15 protein-coding genes, 2 pseudogenes and 1 riboswitch are annotated in these 17,353 nt (G+C 62.7%); of the genes and pseudogenes, 9 read left to right on the forward strand and 8 right to left on the reverse strand.

Going from position 1 to position 17,353, the window contains the following annotated elements; genetic code table 11:
- Positions 1-3 precede the first annotated feature (3 nt).
- Positions 4-180 (reverse strand): hypothetical protein, encoded by a 177-nt coding sequence (locus ACTG2O_RS05160; RefSeq protein WP_439975417.1) that lies wholly within the window; start codon positions 178-180, stop codon positions 4-6.
- A 100-nt stretch (positions 181-280) separates the two neighbouring features.
- Here ACTG2O_RS05160 and sgrR point away from each other — a divergent pair, with 100 nt between their 5' ends.
- The 4 genes from sgrR to ACTG2O_RS05180 all read left to right on the forward strand — a co-directional run bounded on the left by sgrR (position 281) and on the right by ACTG2O_RS05180 (position 5,715).
- The gene (gene sgrR, locus ACTG2O_RS05165) at positions 281-1,984 is read left to right on the forward strand and encodes an HTH-type transcriptional regulator SgrR (protein WP_236268801.1); all 1,704 of its coding nucleotides are present in this window, start codon (positions 281-283) and stop codon (positions 1,982-1,984) included.
- Positions 1,985-2,129: 145 nt separating this feature from the next.
- Positions 2,130-4,307, forward strand: a complete 2,178-nt coding sequence (gene katG / locus ACTG2O_RS05170) for a catalase/peroxidase HPI (protein WP_439975418.1) — start codon at positions 2,130-2,132, stop codon at positions 4,305-4,307.
- A 266-nt stretch (positions 4,308-4,573) separates the two neighbouring features.
- The gene (locus tag ACTG2O_RS05175; RefSeq protein WP_005336457.1) at positions 4,574-4,969 is read left to right on the forward strand and encodes an acyl-CoA thioesterase; all 396 of its coding nucleotides are present in this window, start codon (positions 4,574-4,576) and stop codon (positions 4,967-4,969) included.
- A gap of 44 nt (positions 4,970-5,013) precedes the next feature.
- Positions 5,014-5,715, forward strand: a complete 702-nt coding sequence (locus tag ACTG2O_RS05180; protein WP_042655738.1) for a hypothetical protein — start codon at positions 5,014-5,016, stop codon at positions 5,713-5,715.
- 36 nt (positions 5,716-5,751) lie between these two features.
- Here the strand turns inward: ACTG2O_RS05180 and ACTG2O_RS05185 are convergent, their stop codons facing one another.
- From ACTG2O_RS05185 to tyrS, 3 genes are all read right to left on the reverse strand, one after another.
- Positions 5,752-6,501, reverse strand: coding sequence for a lipase secretion chaperone (locus tag ACTG2O_RS05185; protein ID WP_439975419.1), 750 nt, complete (start codon positions 6,499-6,501; stop codon positions 5,752-5,754).
- Positions 6,498-7,409: a lipase family alpha/beta hydrolase gene (locus ACTG2O_RS05190; RefSeq protein ID WP_236284927.1), complete on the reverse strand. Its 912-nt coding sequence runs from the start codon at positions 7,407-7,409 to the stop codon at positions 6,498-6,500. Before ACTG2O_RS05190 ends, ACTG2O_RS05185 begins: the two co-directional genes overlap by 4 nt.
- Positions 7,410-7,577: 168 nt before the next feature.
- A complete protein-coding gene (gene tyrS, locus ACTG2O_RS05195; RefSeq protein ID WP_236284928.1) occupies positions 7,578-8,843 on the reverse strand; it encodes a tyrosine--tRNA ligase in 1,266 nt (421 codons plus the stop codon).
- Between the two features lie 145 nt (positions 8,844-8,988).
- On the opposite strand from tyrS, the gene ACTG2O_RS05200 reads away from it, so the two are divergent.
- Positions 8,989-9,837, forward strand: coding sequence for a helix-turn-helix transcriptional regulator (locus ACTG2O_RS05200; RefSeq protein WP_439975420.1), 849 nt, complete (start codon positions 8,989-8,991; stop codon positions 9,835-9,837).
- A 12-nt stretch (positions 9,838-9,849) separates the two neighbouring features.
- On the opposite strand, the gene ACTG2O_RS05205 is transcribed toward ACTG2O_RS05200, so the two are convergent.
- Both ACTG2O_RS05205 and ACTG2O_RS05210 read right to left on the reverse strand, forming a co-directional pair.
- Positions 9,850-10,626: a substrate-binding periplasmic protein gene (locus tag ACTG2O_RS05205; RefSeq protein ID WP_439975421.1), complete on the reverse strand. Its 777-nt coding sequence runs from the start codon at positions 10,624-10,626 to the stop codon at positions 9,850-9,852.
- Between the two features lie 109 nt (positions 10,627-10,735).
- The gene (locus ACTG2O_RS05210; protein WP_439975422.1) at positions 10,736-12,037 is read right to left on the reverse strand and encodes a hypothetical protein; all 1,302 of its coding nucleotides are present in this window, start codon (positions 12,035-12,037) and stop codon (positions 10,736-10,738) included.
- A gap of 223 nt (positions 12,038-12,260) precedes the next feature.
- Here ACTG2O_RS05210 and ACTG2O_RS05215 point away from each other — a divergent pair, with 223 nt between their 5' ends.
- Positions 12,261-12,578, forward strand: coding sequence for a YnjH family protein (locus ACTG2O_RS05215; RefSeq protein WP_021231798.1), 318 nt, complete (start codon positions 12,261-12,263; stop codon positions 12,576-12,578).
- A gap of 310 nt (positions 12,579-12,888) precedes the next feature.
- On the opposite strand, the gene ACTG2O_RS05220 is transcribed toward ACTG2O_RS05215, so the two are convergent.
- On the reverse strand, positions 12,889-14,337 hold the full coding sequence (locus ACTG2O_RS05220; protein WP_005355226.1) for a catalase: 1,449 nt from the start codon (positions 14,335-14,337) through the stop codon (positions 12,889-12,891).
- A gap of 161 nt (positions 14,338-14,498) precedes the next feature.
- Between ACTG2O_RS05220 and ACTG2O_RS05225 the strand changes: the two are divergent.
- Both ACTG2O_RS05225 and ACTG2O_RS05230 read left to right on the forward strand, forming a co-directional pair.
- Positions 14,499-14,996, forward strand: a pseudogene (locus ACTG2O_RS05225) (GNAT family N-acetyltransferase).
- A 4-nt stretch (positions 14,997-15,000) separates the two neighbouring features.
- A pseudogene (locus ACTG2O_RS05230) lies at positions 15,001-15,240 on the forward strand (helix-turn-helix domain-containing protein); the annotation flags it as partial.
- A 155-nt stretch (positions 15,241-15,395) separates the two neighbouring features.
- On the opposite strand, the gene ACTG2O_RS05235 reads toward ACTG2O_RS05230, so the two are convergent.
- Positions 15,396-15,983, reverse strand: a complete 588-nt coding sequence (locus ACTG2O_RS05235; RefSeq protein ID WP_042053457.1) for a superinfection exclusion B family protein — start codon at positions 15,981-15,983, stop codon at positions 15,396-15,398.
- A 172-nt stretch (positions 15,984-16,155) separates the two neighbouring features.
- Positions 16,156-16,263: riboswitch (yybP-ykoY riboswitch) on the forward strand.
- Between the two features lie 87 nt (positions 16,264-16,350).
- Between ACTG2O_RS05235 and ACTG2O_RS05240 the strand changes: the two genes are divergently transcribed.
- Entirely contained in the window at positions 16,351-17,337 is a 987-nt protein-coding gene (locus ACTG2O_RS05240; RefSeq protein WP_236284930.1) for a sodium:calcium antiporter, read from the forward strand.
- Positions 17,338-17,353 lie beyond the last annotated feature (16 nt).

Below are 17,353 nucleotides of genomic sequence, written 5' to 3' on the forward strand. Positions count from 1 at the left end.
CACTCAGAGGCGACGGCGATACTCCTTGTCATCGATCTGGTTCATATCCCACTGCATCAGGCGGTTGAGCTGCTGCATGGGATCCTCGATGAGCGGTAAGGGGCGTGGCAGGATCCGCTTGAAGTAACGGCGCAAGGTCTGCTGGATCCGGTTCGGTTTGAGGTGGGTGGCGTGGCTCATGATGGTGCTCCTGTGCTGTAGTTCTCACGTTCGCCAGCAGTATTGAGCTAAAATGCGGAAGTAAAAACTGATGACTTATAGCAACGGGATTTCCTCTTTTATGCCGACCGGTCGCCTCTACCAGCAATTTCAACGACTCGCCCAGCTGCTTGGCAGCGACGAGCGGGAGATCAGCCTCGCCGAGGTGGCGGATCTGCTCTGCTGCACCCCGCGCAACGCTCGCTTGCTGCTGCGGCGGATGCAGGATCAGGGCTGGCTCAGCTGGTCGGCGGAAGCGGGGCGGGGGCGGCGCTCCCGGCTCACCCTGCTCGACAGTCAGGAGAGCCTGACCCGGCGCCGCTTGCGGGATCTGCTCAGTCAGGGCCAGTTGGCGCAGGCGGTGCGGCTGGCCGAAGATCGCCTCGATCTGCTCACCCCGCTGCTGCTCGAACAGCTCGGTCAGGCCACCCGCGAGGGGCGCCAGATCCTGCGGGTGCCCTACTACCGGCCGCTGCCGCAGTTGCTGCCCACCGGCCCGATGCGCCGCTCCGAAATCCACCTGAGCCGCCAGATCTTCAACGGCCTGACCCGGCGAAATGAGGAAAATGGGGAAATCGAAGGGGATCTCGCCCACCACTGGGAGTGTCTGGGCCCTTGCCACTGGCGCTTCTATCTGCGCCCGGCGGTGCGTTTTCACCACGGTCGCGAGCTGGTGGTGGAAGATGTGATGGAGAGTCTGCTGGCCCTGCGGGATCGCCCGCTGTTCGCCCATCTGGATCGGCTGGAGAGCCCCTGGCCGCGCACGCTGGATCTCTATCTCGACAGCCCGGATCCCTGGCTGCCCCACCTGCTGGCCGAACCGGTTGCGACCATTTTGCCGCGAGAGCTCAAGGGGGAGGCGGGCTTTGCCCTGCAACCGGTGGGCACAGGCCCCTACCGGGTGGCCGCCAACGATCCCCTGCATCTTTGCCTTGCGGCGTTTGACGACTACTTCGGCCTGCGGGCCCTGCTCGACGAGATCGATATCTGGATGCTGCCGGAGCTGGCGGAGCGGCTGGAGACCCACCTGCAGCTTGGGCGCGACAGCCCTGAGCTCGGCACCATGCGCGGCGAATCGGAGCTGGAGTCGGGCTGCTACTTCCTGCTGCAGGACGATCGTTCCGGATCCTTGCAGGATCCCGCCCTGCGCCAGTGGCTCGGCCAGTTGCTCAATCCGGTGGCTCTGATGGGGCGGGTCGCCCCCGAGTTGCAACGGGGCTGGACCAGCGCCCTCGGCCTGCTGCCCCACTGGCGCGAAGCGCTACCCGCGCCCTTGCCCATACCGGCGCAGTTACCGACGACCTTGGTACTTGCCTGCTTCAACCAGCATCTGGAGTTCAACGAGTGCGCCAACGCCATGAGCAGCCTGCTGGCCGAACAGGGGATCCGGCTGGAGGTGCGCACCCTCGATTACGGTCGCTGGGTGAGTGGCGAGGATGAAGACGTGGATCTCTGGCTCGGCACCCTCAACCTCGAACATGCCGGCCCCTTTGCCCCCTACGCCTGGTTGCAGGGCACCCCGTTGCTGCGCAAGGTGTGGAGCAGTCAGCATGAGTTGTGGCAAGGGTTGATGCAGTGGCGGGCCAGTGGTGAGGAGCCCGGCCCCCGCGCCCTGCTGGCAACTGTGCAGCAGCAGAGCTGGTTTGTGCCGCTGTTTCACCACTGGCTGGAGCTGGAGAGCCGGGTCGGCGTGCACGGGGTGCGGATGACGGCGCTCGGCTGGTTCGATTTTCGCAGCGCCTGGCTGCGGCCCGAGTCGACCCATCAGCCCGCAGAGGCGCCATAGTTCGTCCAATTTCTGTCGCGGCTGACGGGCACTCCGTGGCCGCTTGCGTGAAAGATCCGTAAATCGGCCGCTGCTGCACAGTTTGTGTCACGCCTCTGTGCCATGCTGTTTCAGGTTATGGACAGCAGAGCAAATGAGGAAAACGATGAGCAAAAATTCAGACAGTTCCGCAGGAAAATGCCCGGTCATGCACGGGGGAACCACCTCCGTCGAGACGTCCAGAATGGAGTGGTGGCCGAAGAGCCTCAACCTCGACATTCTTCATCAACACGATACCAAGACCAATCCGCTGGGGGCCGGTTTCAACTATCGGGAAGCCTTGAAGGGGCTCGATATGGCGGCCCTCAAGCAGGATGTGACCGCCCTGATGACCGACAGTCAGGAGTGGTGGCCCGCCGACTGGGGCCACTACGGCGGCCTGATGATCCGCATGGCCTGGCACTCGGCCGGGACTTATCGCATCGCCGATGGCCGCGGCGGTGGTGGCAGCGGCAACCAGCGTTTTGCCCCCCTCAACTCCTGGCCGGATAACGCCAACCTCGACAAGGCCCGTCGCCTGCTGTGGCCCATCAAGAAGAAGTACGGCAACAAGATCAGCTGGGCCGACCTGATCATTCTTGCGGGCACCGTGGCCTATGAGTCCATGGGGCTCAAGACCTTCGGCTTTGCCTTTGGCCGCGAGGATATCTGGCATCCGGAGAAGGATATCTACTGGGGGTCGGAGAAAGAATGGCTGGCGCCCAGCGGCAAGCCGGGCGGTCGTTACTCCGGTGAGCGGGATCTGGAAAACCCGCTGGCGGCGGTGATGATGGGGCTTATCTACGTCAACCCGGAAGGGGTGGATGGACAGCCCGATCCCCTGAAAACCGCGCAAGATATGCGGGTCACCTTCGCCCGCATGGCGATGGATGATGAAGAGACGGTGGCGTTGACCGCCGGTGGCCACACCGTCGGCAAGGCTCACGGCAACGGCGATGCCAAACAGCTTGGGCCCGAGCCGGAAGGGGCCAGCCTCGAGGAGCAGGGGCTCGGCTGGATCAATCACCACAGCCGCGGCATCGGCCGCAACACAGTGACCAGCGGCATCGAGGGGGCCTGGACCACCCACCCGACTAGGTGGGACAACGGTTACTTCGAGCTGCTGTTCAAGTACGACTGGTGGTTGCAAAAATCTCCGGCGGGGGCCCATCAGTGGGAACCGATCAATATCGCCGAAGAGGATATGCCGGTGGATGTGGAGGACCCCTCGATCCGCTGCAAACCCATGATGACGGATGCCGATATGGCGCTCAAATTCGACCCCGAGTACCGCAAGATTGCCGAGCGCTTCCGTGATGATCCGGCGGCCTTCTCCGACGCCTTTGCCCGCGCCTGGTTCAAGCTGACCCACAGGGATATGGGGCCGAAGAGCCGCTATGTCGGCCCCTATGTGCCGACAGAAGATCTGATTTGGCAGGATCCGGTGCCTGCCGGACGTGCCGATTATGACGTGGCGGCGGTGAAGGCCAGGATTGCCGCCAGCGGCCTCTCCATCAGCGAGCGGGTGAGTACCGCCTGGGATAGCGCCCGTACCTTCCGTGGCTCCGACAAGCGGGGTGGTGCCAACGGCGCCCGCATCCGGCTGGCGCCCCAGAAGGATTGGTCGGGCAACGAACCGGCGAGGCTGGCGAAGGTGCTGGCGGTCTATGACAAGCTGGCGGCCGAGTGTGGCGTCAGCGTCGCGGATCTCATCGTGCTGGGGGGCAACCTCGCCATCGAGCAGGCTGCCCAGGCCGCCGGAGTGACGGTGAGCGTGCCGTTTGCGCCGGGTCGGGGGGATGCCACTCAGGCCCAGACCGATGTGGCCTCGTTCGAGGTGCTGGAGCCGTTGGCCGACGGCTTCCGCAACTGGCTCAAGCAGGACTATGTAGTGACGGCGGAAGAGCTGCTGCTGGATCGCGCCCAGCTGATGGGGCTTACCGCCTGCGAGATGACGGCGCTGGTCGGCGGGATGCGGGTGCTCGGCACCAACCATGGTGGTACCGGGCACGGGGTCTTTACCGATCGGGTCGGGGTGCTCAGCAACGACTTCTTCGTCAACCTGACCGACATGGGCTACCAGTGGTTGCCGAAAGCGAGCAATCTCTACGAGATCCGCGATCGCCGCAGCGGCGCGCTGAAGTGGACGGCCACCCGGGTGGATCTGGTGTTCGGCTCCAACTCGGTGCTGCGCGCTTATGCCGAGGTCTATGCCCAGGATGACAACAGCGAGAAGTTTGTCTGTGACTTCATCACCGCCTGGAACAAGGTGATGAATGCGGATCGCTTCGATCTGCTCGGCTAGTCCCCAAGCCGTTTGGTTATCTGCACCAGCCCCGCACAGCCAAGATGTGCGGGGCTTTTTACTGCCCGCTTTTCTGTGCAGCCCTACAATCCGCCGCGCAGCGACACCTGCTGGCCGGTATCGCAGGGCCGCTGGCATCCCTGTGCTTGGCCCAGCAGTATCATGTAACATGCTGATCCGCTGGTGATGCCCGGCTGCCACCCCATTGGCCACTGATGTCCAATCAACAGGACAAGGACAGAAACAAAGAGACAAGGAGTCAACTTATGCTGGAAATGCAGATCCAACCCCGCTTTCAGGAGACGGATGCCCTCGGCCATATCAACAATACGGTGCCGGCGGTCTGGTTCGAATCGGCGCGGGATCCCCTGTTCCGGATCTTCTCCCCCGATCTGGATGTGCATAACTGGCACCTGATCATCGCGGGCTATACGGTGCAGTTCAAACGGGAGCTGTTTTACGGCCAGCCGGTCACCATCAAGACCGGCGTACGCCGCATCGGCACCAGCTCCTTTACTGTCTGGCAGGAGGCCTGGCAGGGCGGCGAACTGGCCGTCACCGCCGAAACGACCCTGATCCATTTTGACTACCGGGCCCGCCAATCCCTGCCCCTGAGCGATGCTCACCGGGAAGGTCTGCGGGCCTGGCTGACAGAGAGTTAACCACGGGCCGGATGGCCCATCACAGGAGTGTTATGTACAACTCAATGCGCAACACAGCGATCGCGCTGACCCTGGGATTCTGCTCCCTCCCTTCTCTGGCCGCTTCTCTCGCCGAGCAGTTTACCCTGATGGAGAAGGGGGCCGAGAGCGCCCTCGATACCCGTCAATTCAGCCATGACGGCGTCGATATCAAGGCCTGGATCGATGGCGCCCCCGTCATCATCGCCGTGCCCATCATGAACGAGCTGGGCAAGCTGGAAGGGGAGAGCCGCTACTACTTCAAGGGCGGCAAGCTGTTCGGGGTCAAAGAGCCCGCCGCCCAGTTCGCCTTTGATGACAGCGGCAAGCTGACCCAATGGCTGGACGAGAAGGGCCAGCCCGCCGAGTTCGTCAGCAAGATGAGCATGCAGCAGCGTCAGGAGTGGCTCACCAAGCGGGCCGCCGAGCTGAGCAAGCTGTTTGTGGTGAGCGCGGCCGAACAGAAGGCGGCCAAGGGGGGAGTCAAGCTGAAGGGGGCGGATCTCGCTCACTGGCTCTGCAACGGTAAACTGATGGATCTCGCCCACGGCGACAAGGTGATCTTCGAGCAGGATAAGCTGAAGATTGGCGAGCAGGGGATCGAAGGGGAGGTCTCCCTGCGTCAGGATAAGGGGTGGCAGGAGCTGAGCCTCAAGTGCGAGGTGCAGGGCACTCAGGTAACCCGCCTCACCTGGCAGCCGCTGCCGGGTGCCAACAAGCCGCAATAAGTGCAATAGCAAGGGGGCCCATCACGGGCCCCCTTCTCATTCGGCTTGTGGCTCCCCCAGCTTGAGCCGGGTGAGCGCCTCGACCCGGCGCCACTGTCCGGGCTCGAACCAGCGGGCCAGCAGCTCCTGCTGCTGTTCGGCCCGGGCATCGTTCGGCAGTTGTCTGAACTCGGCCAGAAAACCGCTGAGCTGATCCTCGAACCCTTGCCGGTTCTGCTCCAGCTGACGCATCCGATCCACCGCTTCCGGCCCCCCCGTCTCCAGCAGCAGAGCCTCCCGTTTGGCCGGGTCCATCTGCGCCAGCTCTTGCAACTCCCCAAGCAGGCGGCTGTTGGCCTCCGCCTCGCGAAACCAGCTCGGTTGCTCCGCCAGCCAGAGATCCAGCTCGCTGACCAGCTGCGACTTGTCGCTGTCTCTCGCCTCCGCCAGCGCCCTGCGGCGCAGGGTCAGCTGCTCCATCAGTCGATCCTCGGCAAACAGCTGGGCCTGCTCCGCCGGGGTAAAGCTCTGCTGGCGCAGCTGCTCCCGCTCGTCAAACAGGATCTGCAAGCTGGCGAGGGAGATCTCGGTGGGCACCGTCAGGCTGCTCTGGGCGGAGACAAAGGTGCGATAGCGCGCCTGCAGGGCATCGGCGGCCTCCTGCTCGGGATCGTGCGGGTGGCTCTGTGCATGCTGGCTGGCTTGAGCGGGGGATGAGTCTGCCGTCGGTGCCGTGGGCCAGAGCAACACCCCGCCAAGCAGCAGGGTGATGGCGCAGGGCACGACGAGCAGGGTGGCTATCTTCATAGTCCCAGCTCCTTGAGACGGTTGGCATGCTGGCGATAGAGGGTGACCGGATCGGTCTCGAACAGATGGTGGATGCCGAAGGACTGGTTCACTTCGTCCAGATGGTTCATCCGGTAGCCGGTGCCGATCACCTTGCCGAGGTGGCTGCTGCAGACCCCGACCAGTCCGTCATTGGGCTCCTTGAAGAAGGCGCCGGTCAGCGCCAGCGCAGGATCCACCGGATCCAGCAGATTGGTCAGGTTGCCGCGTCCGCTCCAGGAGAAGTAGTAGACGCCGTTGCTGGCCTGCATCGGCCCCTCGCCGCAATAGCGGCTGGGCAGTCCCTCCGGGTAGCGCTGGTTGAACTGGCTGGCTCCCTTGCTGGTGAGGGCATCGAGGGCGGCGACCGGATCTTGCGGCAGTTGGCTCCCGCCCGAGAGCAGTGAAATCATGCCGGAGAGGGCGTGGGCAGCGGCGGCAGCCAGCTTCTCGGCGGCACTGCTGGGGGCGGCATTGGCCCGCACCAGATCGGCAATCTCGGAGCCGTAGTTGACGCCGCCGACGCTGGTGGCGGAGGCGACCAGCTCGGGGGCGACCGAGGCGACATAGCGGATGGTAGGGCCGCCGTGGGAATGGCCGATCAGGTTGACCTTCTCGGCGCCGGTGGCCGCCAGCAGCAGCTCAATCTGGGCGAGCAGCTGCTCCCCCCGTTGTTCCGAACTGGCGGTGGCTGACACCTGGGCCACGTAGACTTTGGCACCATCCCGGCTCAGGGCCTGGGGAATGCCGTAGAAGTAATCGACCCCGAGCAGCTTGTCGAAGCCGAACAGGCCGTGCACCAGCACTATGGGGTAGCGGGTCTGGGTGTATCCGCTGGCGTGTGCCAGCATGGGCAGGGTGCAGAGCAGCACCAGAAGCCATCTCTTCATCATCAGCATCCTTGTTGAATCGTGAGGAACAGATTGTGTGGCGTACTCCATGTTCGCCGGTGCCAGTATGGTGGCTGCTGACGGGAGAGGCTGTGAGGGGGATCGCAACTCGGGATTCAAAAGGGGTTCAGGGTGCGGGCGGGGAGGCTGTGCTCCCCGCCCTGCGGCTTATTGCCACTCCACCAGATGATACTGCTTCTTGCCCCGGCGCAGCAGCAGGTAGCGGCCAAACAGCCGATCATTGGCACTCAGCTGATCATCTTGCTTGAGCGCACCATTGAGGCTGATGGCGCCTGCCGCCAGCAGTTCGCGGGCGATACGCCTGGAGTTAGCCAGACCGCAGCTGACCAGCAGGCTGACCAGATCGGTCTCGCCGCTGACGGTGCTGCTCGGCATGCCATCCTGCGCCAGCTGGGCCAGATCGCTCTCGCCGAGGCGGGCCACATCGCCGCTAAACAGCAACTCGCTGATGCGCTGCACCGCTGCCAGCGCCGCCTTGCCGTGTACCAGCTCGGTCAGCTCGTTCGCCAGCACCTGCTGGGCCTGCTTTCGCCCCTGCCGCTTCGCGTCTTCCGCCTCCAGTGCATCAATCTCGCTCAGCGACATAAAGCTGTAGTAGCGCAGGAAGCGGTAGACATCCTCATCCGCGGTGCCGAGCCAGAACTGGTAGAAGGCGTAAGGAGAGGTGAGCGCCGGATCGAGCCAGACCGCGCCACCCTCGGTCTTGCCGAACTTGGTGCCGTCTGCCTTGGTGATAAGGGGCAGGGTCATGCCGTGCACCTGAGCCTGATGGAGGCGACGGGTGAGATCCATGCCGCTGGTGATATTGCCCCACTGGTCGTTGCCGCCAATCTGCAGGGTGCAGCCGAGTCGCTGGTGCAGCACTGCAAAGTCGTAGGATTGCAGCAGAGCGTAGGAGAACTCGGTGAACGAGATGCCCTGATCCGGGCGGGCCAGCCGCTGGCGCACCGACTCCCGCGCCAGCATGGCGTTGACCGAGAAGTGCTTGCCGATATCCCGCAGAAAATCGAGGGCGGACATCTGCCCCATCCAGTCGCCATTGTTGACCAGTTGCGGGGCCGACAGGCCCTCATCGGCGGGCAGCAGCGCCCTGATTTGGGCCGACAGGCTGGCGACCCAAGCATGCACGGTATCGGCACTGTTGAGGCTGCGCTCGGTCGCCTTGAAGCTGGGGTCGCCGATAAGACCGGTCGCCCCGCCCACCAGTGCCACCGGGGTGTGGCCCGCCAGCTGGAAGCGGCGCAGCATCAAGAGCGGCACCAGATGACCGATATGCAGGCTGCCGGCGGTGGGATCGAACCCGCAATAGACGGTGCGCGGGTTGGCAAGATGATCGGCCAGGGCCGCGGGGTCGGAATTCTGGGCCACAAGGCCGCGCTCGGTCAGTTCATCGAGCAGGTGGGGGTTGATCATGGGTGCTCCAACAACAGGGGAAAAGCCGTCATCCTCGCCGTTCTGGCTGGTGGCGAATATGTCCCCTGAGGGACAGTTTTGCCACTCTCGTGCTAGCATTCAGCCATAGCGGGGAATCGTTCCCCACCAATGGAAACGTGTCACCATGACCCAACCATTCACCACAGATGCCTTGACCCGCAGCATGACCGGGGTGGTCGATGCCCTGCACAGCAGCGCCTTTGCGGCGGCGTTGGTGCGGTTGATCCAGCAACAGGTGGCGTTTGATTGCGCCCTGCTGCTCGGGGTGGGGCAGCGCCCCGTCTACCTTTACGACAACCTCAACCATCAGCGGGCTCTGCTGTTTGATCGCTACCTCACCAGCCACTTCAGTCAGGATCCGTTTATGCAGGCGCTGGAACAGGGCTTGCCTGCTGGCGTCTGGACGCTGGCGCAGGTCTCCCAAGGGCGGCTCGATCCCGAATATCGCCACCACTTCTATCAGGCCACCGGCTGGCAGGAGGAGGTGGGGCTGATCCTGCCGGTGCGGGACGGGCTGACGCTGATGCTGTTTCTGGGGCGGCTCGACAAGCGCAGTACCCTCAGCCGTGACGAGCTGGTAAGGCTGGAGCAGCTGTTCCCGCTGGTGCATTCGCTCTGTCGTCAGCAGTGGCGGCAGAGCCAGCCGCTGCTGGCCCAGAGCACGGCGCTGCCAGACAGCGCCAGCCTCCGGAGTGCGGTGGAGCAGGCGATGGCGAGTGTCGGGGGGGATCGGCTTACCCGGCGCGAGCGGCAGGTGGCGGAGTTGTTGCTGCAGGGATTGGATACGGAGGCGATTGCCGCAGCGCTCGGGATTGGCAGCGGCACGGTGAAGAATCACCGCAAGCATCTCTATGGCAAACTGCGGCTAGGCTCGCGGGCAGAGTTGTTCAATCTCTTTCTGAACCACCTCATTACGGCGCCGCTGGAGGCATCACAGGCGTTATTGGCGGGAGATAGAGAGAGCCTGCCATAGGGCGGTCCGGAGTTACTCGATGCGCGGGAGGGTGGGAGTGGTTTCGGGCAGGATACTGAGCAACTGGTAGCGCTTCATCAGCTGCTTGTATTCATCCCCCTGTCTGACCTTGTCCAGCGCTTGTTGCAGGCGGGCAACCTGTTGCTTGTTTGCCCTCAGGTTGAAGGCGAAGCAGTTGTCCTGCTCTTCAATGATCGCGACGGTGACAAAATCCTCGCTGGGAAAACCCAACTCCTTGGCCTGATGGCGCAACATCACCTCGTTGCCCGCCACCAGATCGGTGCGTGCCATGATGAGCTGGCGCACCACCTGATCCATACGCTCCACCGCCATCATATTGCCCGGGCTGATCCCGCGGTTGAGTAGCAACTGTTCCCCGACATCCGCCTGCATCACGCCGATTTGCAGCTTGGCGAGATCCGCTTTGCTGGCCACTTTGGGGGCATCCTGCTTGCGGCCGACCAGCGCGACCCTGGAGTGGCTGATGGGGCAGACCCAGAGGAAGTGGGGATCCCGCTCCTTGGTGTGCGCCGTGGTAAAGAGCACGGCCTCTTGCTGCTGGGTCAGCAGATACCAGCCGCGGGCCCAGGGCAGAAAGTGGATGGGTTGCTCCGGCTCCCCCATTTCACGCCACATCAGGCGCAGCAACTCGACTGCCAACCCCACAGACTGACCATTTTTATCCTGGCCATTGAGCGGCATGTTCTGTTCCGAATAGTAGATAAGTGCCGGAGCCGGGAGCGCGATAAACAGGGCGAGAGAAGCGAGAGCAGGGAGCAGACGACGCATGATGCACTCCTTGTGCGGGTAGTTACCTAACAGTCTATGTGGCCTTTTCCATAACGTCATGATCCGGTAGCGGGATAAAAAACAGGCCACCTTGCGGCGGCCTGTCGGTTTATTTGAGCAGGGCTTCCATCTCTGCCTCTGCCTTGGCGCGAGCCTTGGCCTCCGCCGCTCTGGCGGCATCGGCGACGCTCTCTCCGGCCGTATGGGATGCGGCACTGACGGCCTGCCGGGCTGGTTCTGCAACGGCCTTGGTTGCCTCTTGCGTCGCGGTTGCTGCGGCGCTGCTGACGGCTTGCTTGGCCGGAGCGGCAACAGCCTTGGTTGCCTCTTGCGTCACGGTCGCGGCGGCATTGCTGACAGCTTGTTTGGCAGGAGCGGCAACGGCTTTGGTCGCTTCTTGTGTCACGGTCACGGCAGCGCTGCTGACGGCTTGCTTGGCAGGAGCGGCAACGGCCTTGGTGGCTTCTTGCGTCGCGGCCGCAGCAGCGCTGCTGACGGCCTGTTTGGCCGGAGCGGTAACGGCCTTGGTGGCTTCTTGGGGCGCGGTCGCAGCGGCGCTGCTGACAGCCTGTTTGGCAGGAGCGGCAACGGCCTTGGTCGCTTCTTGGGTCGCGGCCGCAGCGGCGCTACTGACGGCTTGCTTGGCAGGAACGGTAACGGCCTTGGTGGCTCCTTGCGTCACGGTGGCAGCAGTGCTGCTCACCGCTTGCTTGGCTGGCGCAGTGACAGCGGTGGTTGCACTACGGGTCAGGTTGGTCGCGCTTTGGCTCACAGCTTGGGTGGCCTGCCCTGTGGCGTTGGCGGCTGCGCCGCTGATGGCCTGGCTAGCGCTGTTGGTCAGCGAACCGGTGACGCCGCGAGTCACTGTGCCCAGAGCGCTGCCAAGGGAGAAGGGGGAGGCGCCACTCTGACTGGTCGCCGCCCCGGTCAGGGCATTGGCCGCCGGGGTGAGCTGGCTGGTGGGGGTCTGCCAGCCCTGCATGGCGGTTGGCCAGGTCGGTGCCGTGCCCGCCAGATTTTCGCCGAAGGTCAGGGTGGTGCCATCCCCTTTTTGCAGCAATACCGACATCTGGTTGGTTTGCGAGTTCCACACCATCCCCGCCTGCTTGGCGATATCCGGCACCGGCGCATACTCGGAGACCACATAGAAAAGCTGCCCCTCCTGCTGTAACTTGTCGGCAGTCTTGAGCAATTGCATGGTGCTGTCGTAGTTGGGGCCAAGGATGGCGGTCATCCGATCCTTGATCAGGGGTTGTTCGAACAGATTGACTTCGTTCGGGTCAAAGCCGACCAGCGGCTTGAGCAGGGCCCACATCAGCTGGCTGGTGGGGCTCATCATCAGCAATGGGGCAACGCAGGCGGACAACATCAGGCTCAGGCAGGCCGCCTGAAGCAACGGCATGATACGCATTGGGATAATATCCAAATAACGACTTGATAAATAAGGTTATATTTTGTCAGGACGTGACAAATTCACCGGAAGTTTGCGCGTGGCAGCGAGAGACTGCCCGCAGGCGCTGGCAGGCTACCATATTGGTTCCACAATGCCAGCAGGCAGTATGATTGTCAGTCAAGTAAACCCCGGGGCTGGTCGACTCTTCGAGAATGCCTCCCATCGAAACAGGATCCCTCTCATGAAAAATGTACTGCTCTGCCTGCTGGCCTCCCTCTGGCTCGCCCCCGCTCTGGCCGCGTCCAAAACCACTGTGGTGGGCGAGTCTGCCAGTCCCGAGCTGGTGTTGCCGCTGGGCTCATTGCCCGAGCGGGTCTGCTGGTTTGCGGATCAGAAATATTCCGAAGGGGCCCGCATTCTGCAGGGCGATATCTGGCTGGAGTGCGGCCCGCAGAACGACCTCGAGAGCAATGGCCCGTTGGCCTGGCGCTCTCCTGCGGTGGTGTTGCCTGCCACCCGGGGAGCAAAAGATCAGAAGACGATTTCCGTGGGTCAGTGAGGCTTTTCTTGATCCAGCTAAAGACATGGACGTGATCCCTGTCGCATAATGCAGCTCCTTTCTTCTCTTGGCTGGAACCTAAGAAATGGCTCGTCGCTCTTCCAATGCACAACGTCGTCGCAGTAGCTGGTGGTACAAACGCCTGTTGGCAAGGGAGCGGGAAGAGCGCGAAGCGCGTTCCGTCCGGGATTGATACAGCAGTGAAAACAGAGCCTTGGGCTCTGTTTTTTTATTTATCAAATACCGTCATGACGATAACGGGGGCCATCAGGCCCCCGTTTTGTTTTTGCAGATCTTGCCTGCTTGCGGCTTAGCGCTGCAAGGCGGCCAGTGCCAGTTCGACTCGTTTGGCGTACTCTGGGTCGGCCTGCTCGAAGTGTTTGAGCTGGGCCGCGACGATGGCGTCATCCTCCACATTGATAAGGGAGCGGGCAAGGTTGGCGGCGAGCCGTGAACGCTGTCCCTCGTCCATGATGCGGAACAGGTTGCCCGGCTGGCTGTAGTAGTCGCTGTCGTAGTCACGGAAGTCGTAGTGCAGGGCGGCCCCTTCCAGACTCAGCGCCGGTTCGTGCTGTTCGCTCGGCTGCTGGGTACCGAAACGGTTCGGCTGATAGTTGGGGCTGGCGCCGCCATTGCTGTCTGCCCGCATGGCACCGTCACGATGGGCACCGTGATGGAACGGGCAGCGCGGGGCGTTGACCGGCAGCAGACCGTGGTTGACGCCAAGGCGATAGCGCTGGGTGTCCCCGTAGGAGAAGAGCCGCCCTTGCAACATGCGATCCGGCGAGAAGCCAATACCGGGCACCACGTTGGCCGGGGTAAAGGCTGCCTGCTCCACATGGGCGAAGTAGTTGTCCGGGTTCTGGTTAAGCTCCAGCACGCCCACCGGGATCAGCGGGTAGTCGCTGTGTGGCCACACCTTGGTGAGGTCGAACGGGTGGATGTTGTAAGTCTGGGCTTCGGCCTCTGGCATCACCTGCACATAGACCTTCCAGCGCGGGAAGTCGCCCCGCTCGATGGCGTTGAACAGGTCCGCCTGACTGGTCTCCCGATCCTGCCCGACGGCGGTGGCGGCCTCTTCATCGGTGTAGAAGCTGTGGCCCTGCTCGGTCTTGAAGTGGAACTTGACCCAGAAGCGCTCGTTGGCGTCGTTGATAAAGCTGAAGGTGTGGCTGCCGTAGCCGTTCATCTCCCTCAGGCTCTTGGGAATGCCGCGATCGCTGAACAGTATGGTGACCTGATGCAGGGATTCCGGATGACGTGACCAGAAGTCCCAGGCGGCGGTGGCGCTGCGCAGGTTGGTACGCGGATCCCGCTTCTGGGTGTGGATGAAGTCAGGGAATTTCAGCGGATCACGGATGAAAAAGACCGGGGTGTTGTTGCCCACCAGATCCCAGTTGCCCTGCTCGGTATAGAACTTGAGGGCGAAGCCACGCACATCGCGTTCGGCATCGGCGGCGCCCTTCTCACCGGCTACGGTGGAGAAGCGCAGGAACACCGGGGTCTGCTTGCCGATGGCGCTGAACAGATCGGCCTTGCTGAACTGACTGATGTCGTGGGTCACGGTAAAGGTGCCGTAGGCGCCCGAGCCCTTGGCGTGAACCACCCGCTCGGGAATGCGCTCGCGGTCGAAGTGGGCGAGTTTCTCCATCAACCAGATATCTTGCATCAGGATGGGGCCGCGCGGACCGGCGGTGAGGCTGTTGTTGTTGTCGACGACGGGGGCGCCGTTGGCGCTGTGCAGGGTCTTGTCAGTCATGGCTTCTCTCCTTGTTGATATGGGGTCAGCCTACGGATCTGCGCCGTGCTCGGCCAATGGGCCTTTCCTCGTCCTTTGATAGGCAAGACAAATGGGTGTGGGTAGGGGATGTGTAACCGCGCCGGATATTGCATGATGGTGGCTTCGAGAAGGAGCTTCATATGCAGATTACTATCCGTCATGCCGAACCCGCCGATGCCCCCGCCTTGCGGGATCTATACGCCATGCCCAATGCCCAGGCGGGCACTTTGCACCTGCCTATGCCACCCCTTAGCCAGTGGTAGAAGCGGTTGGAGAGCGACAGCGTGGTGGCACTAGTGGCCGAGGTTGACGGCCTGCTGGTAGGCCAGCTATCGCTGCTGGTTGAGCCTAATCCGAGACGCAAGCATGTGGCCGGTATTGGCATGGGAGTGCGGGATGACTGGGCTGGCAAGGGGGTTGGCTCTGCCCTGATGGCCGCGGCGCTGGATCTGGCCGATAACTGGCTCAACCTGCATCGGATTGAGCTGACCGTCTATACCGACAATGAGGCCGCACAGGCGCTCTATCGCAAGTTCGGTTTCACGCAGGAGGGGCGGGCCCGCGATTATGCCTTCCGCCAGGGGCGCTATGTAGATGTGTTCTATATGGCCAGAGTCGCGGGGGGCGCCAGTCGCTAACGGTATGGTCGATTATCAGGCCAGATTGCGCCCGGTGATCCGGGCGCTGGAGCAGAATCCCGATCTCTCCATTGAAACGTTGGCAAGTAGTGCCTGCTTGTCTTTCTACCATTTTCACCGGGTGTTTACGGCTGTTGCGGGGGAGACGCCAGGGGAGATGTGTCGTCGTCTGCGCATCCAGCGGGCTGCTTGGCAGCTCTGCTATACCGATGCCAGTGTCACGGCCATTGCGTTGGGGGCGGGGGCATGAGCGATGATCCGGTGCAGGACGATGTCAGCTTTTGCTCCAGCCTCAAGGGGTAGGGCACAACAAGACGTAAGGGATGGTACAGAACGTCGCGCAGAAACGAGAGAGCCGGACAGTGTCCGGCTCTTTTGCATCTGGCGGTTGGGCGGCGGTTAGCGCTGGAACCCCTTCTGGGCGAACTTGGGACGGGCGTTCATGATCTGCTCCACCTGCTCGTCGCTCATCTTGCCGCGCGACAGTCCCAGCACCTTGTAGGTGAGCAGCGGTCGGGCGGGCAGGGCGATCATCAGGGCGCGGATCTGGTTCTCGTCCTCTTTCTCGCGCGTCGGTTTGCCGTAGGCGTAGGTGAGAACGCCGGCATCCATCAGGTTTTTGACGGCGGGCTCGGTGATCGGCAAGTTTATGACGCTTTTACGCTGCAGCACGAACTCGCGCAGCACCGCCTTCTCGTTGAAATCGAGGAAGCCGATCATCTGAGCCAGCTGGTCCTGCTGACGGCGCGCCTGCCACTCTTCGCACGCCCACTCCCAGGCGATCAGGAAGCCCTGACTGCAGAAGTAGGAGATGGCGATCAGCATGCCGACCCCCAGCCAGGCCGCATGATCCGCAGCCCACTGGCTGACGGCCCCTTTCATCAGCCCGGCCGGAAACAGCAGAATGATGCTGCAGCAGAGCAACAACCAGACCATCAGCCAATTGAGGCGGTTCAGTTGATAGAAATGTTGGATCCACCGTTTCATTGTTCATCCTTCCCAAACTGTTGTGGATAGTGAACTACCTACAGCAATCGGTGTGCCAACAGCGCAATAGCGGCGGGGAGGGGGCGCTGGCGAGGTTACATTCCCTTACAACTTATTGAATGGATTGTCATTAATATGCCTTGTGGGGCGGCGGTCGAGTTGCTAAAACGTCCCCTCAGTCATTGGGGAGTAGCAACCCGCCCGCATTCCGGGCCGGGCCCATGTCAACACTCTTGGATCCTCGCATCCATGGCATGGGCGGCGATAGGCACTATCGCTCTGCAAGACCTTTGGCCTCGATATGCACGCCAGCCGGGCGAGCCATGTCGGGTCCATCGGTTATTCTGCTCGCCTGGCGGTATCTATTATGTTGATTACCCTGCTGTTATTTCTCGTCTCTGCGGTCACCATCTACCTTGCCTGCGAATACTTCGTCAACGGCATCGAGTGGACCGGCCACCACTTCAAACTCTCCCAAAGCGCCACCGGTTCCCTGCTGGCGGCACTGGGTACGGCGCTGCCCGAGTGTATCGTGACCCTGACCGCCCTGCTGATGGGCAACACAACCGCCCAGCAGGAGATCGGCATTGGCGCCGCCCTTGGCGGGCCGCTGGTGTTGGCGACCATCGGCTATGCGGCAGTCGGCCTCACCCGGCTGCTTTGCATGGGGCGTACCGAGCGCTCCATCGACGGCGGGGTGCAACGGGAGATTGGGCGGGATCAGCGCTGGTTTATGGGCATCTTTCTGGTGGCGACCGCGCTGGGGCTGGTCGCCTTCACCGGCAAGAGCTGGCTGGCCCCGCTCTTCCTGCTGGTCTACCTCGTCTATGTAAGGCGCGAGCTGAAACAAAGCGACAGCCATGAGGTCGAGCTGCCGGAGCCCCTCAAGCTGGCTCCAAATGCCGTGATCCCGCCCCTTGGCAAGGTGTTGCTGCAGACGCTGGCTGCGTTGGTGGTGGTAGCGCTGGCGGCCCAGCTGTTTGTCCATCAGCTGGAGAGCATGGGCGAGCTGTTTGGCCTCTCGCCGGTGCTGGCTGCCCTGCTGTTGAGTCCGGTGGCGACCGAGATGCCGGAGCTGATGAACGTGCTGATCTGGGTGCGACAGGGCAAGAACCGGCTGGCGCTGGCCAATATCTCCGGGGCCATGATGATCCAGGGCACTATCCCCAAGGCGTTCTGTCTGCTCTTCACCCCCTGGCTGCTGGATGGCGCCATGATGGCCTCCTCGCTGGTGACGCTGCTGGCGGTGGGGTTGCTCTGGTGGGGGTTCAGAAAGGGAACCATGACCGCCGGACGGCTGGCGCTGGTCGGTCTGCTCTATCTCGGTTTCTGCGGCTGGTTGCTGGTGAGCTGAAACGGGAAGCGCGGAT

This window comes from Aeromonas sp. 61P (genome assembly GCF_051919545.1).
Taxonomy (GTDB): domain Bacteria; phylum Pseudomonadota; class Gammaproteobacteria; order Enterobacterales; family Aeromonadaceae; genus Aeromonas; species Aeromonas veronii.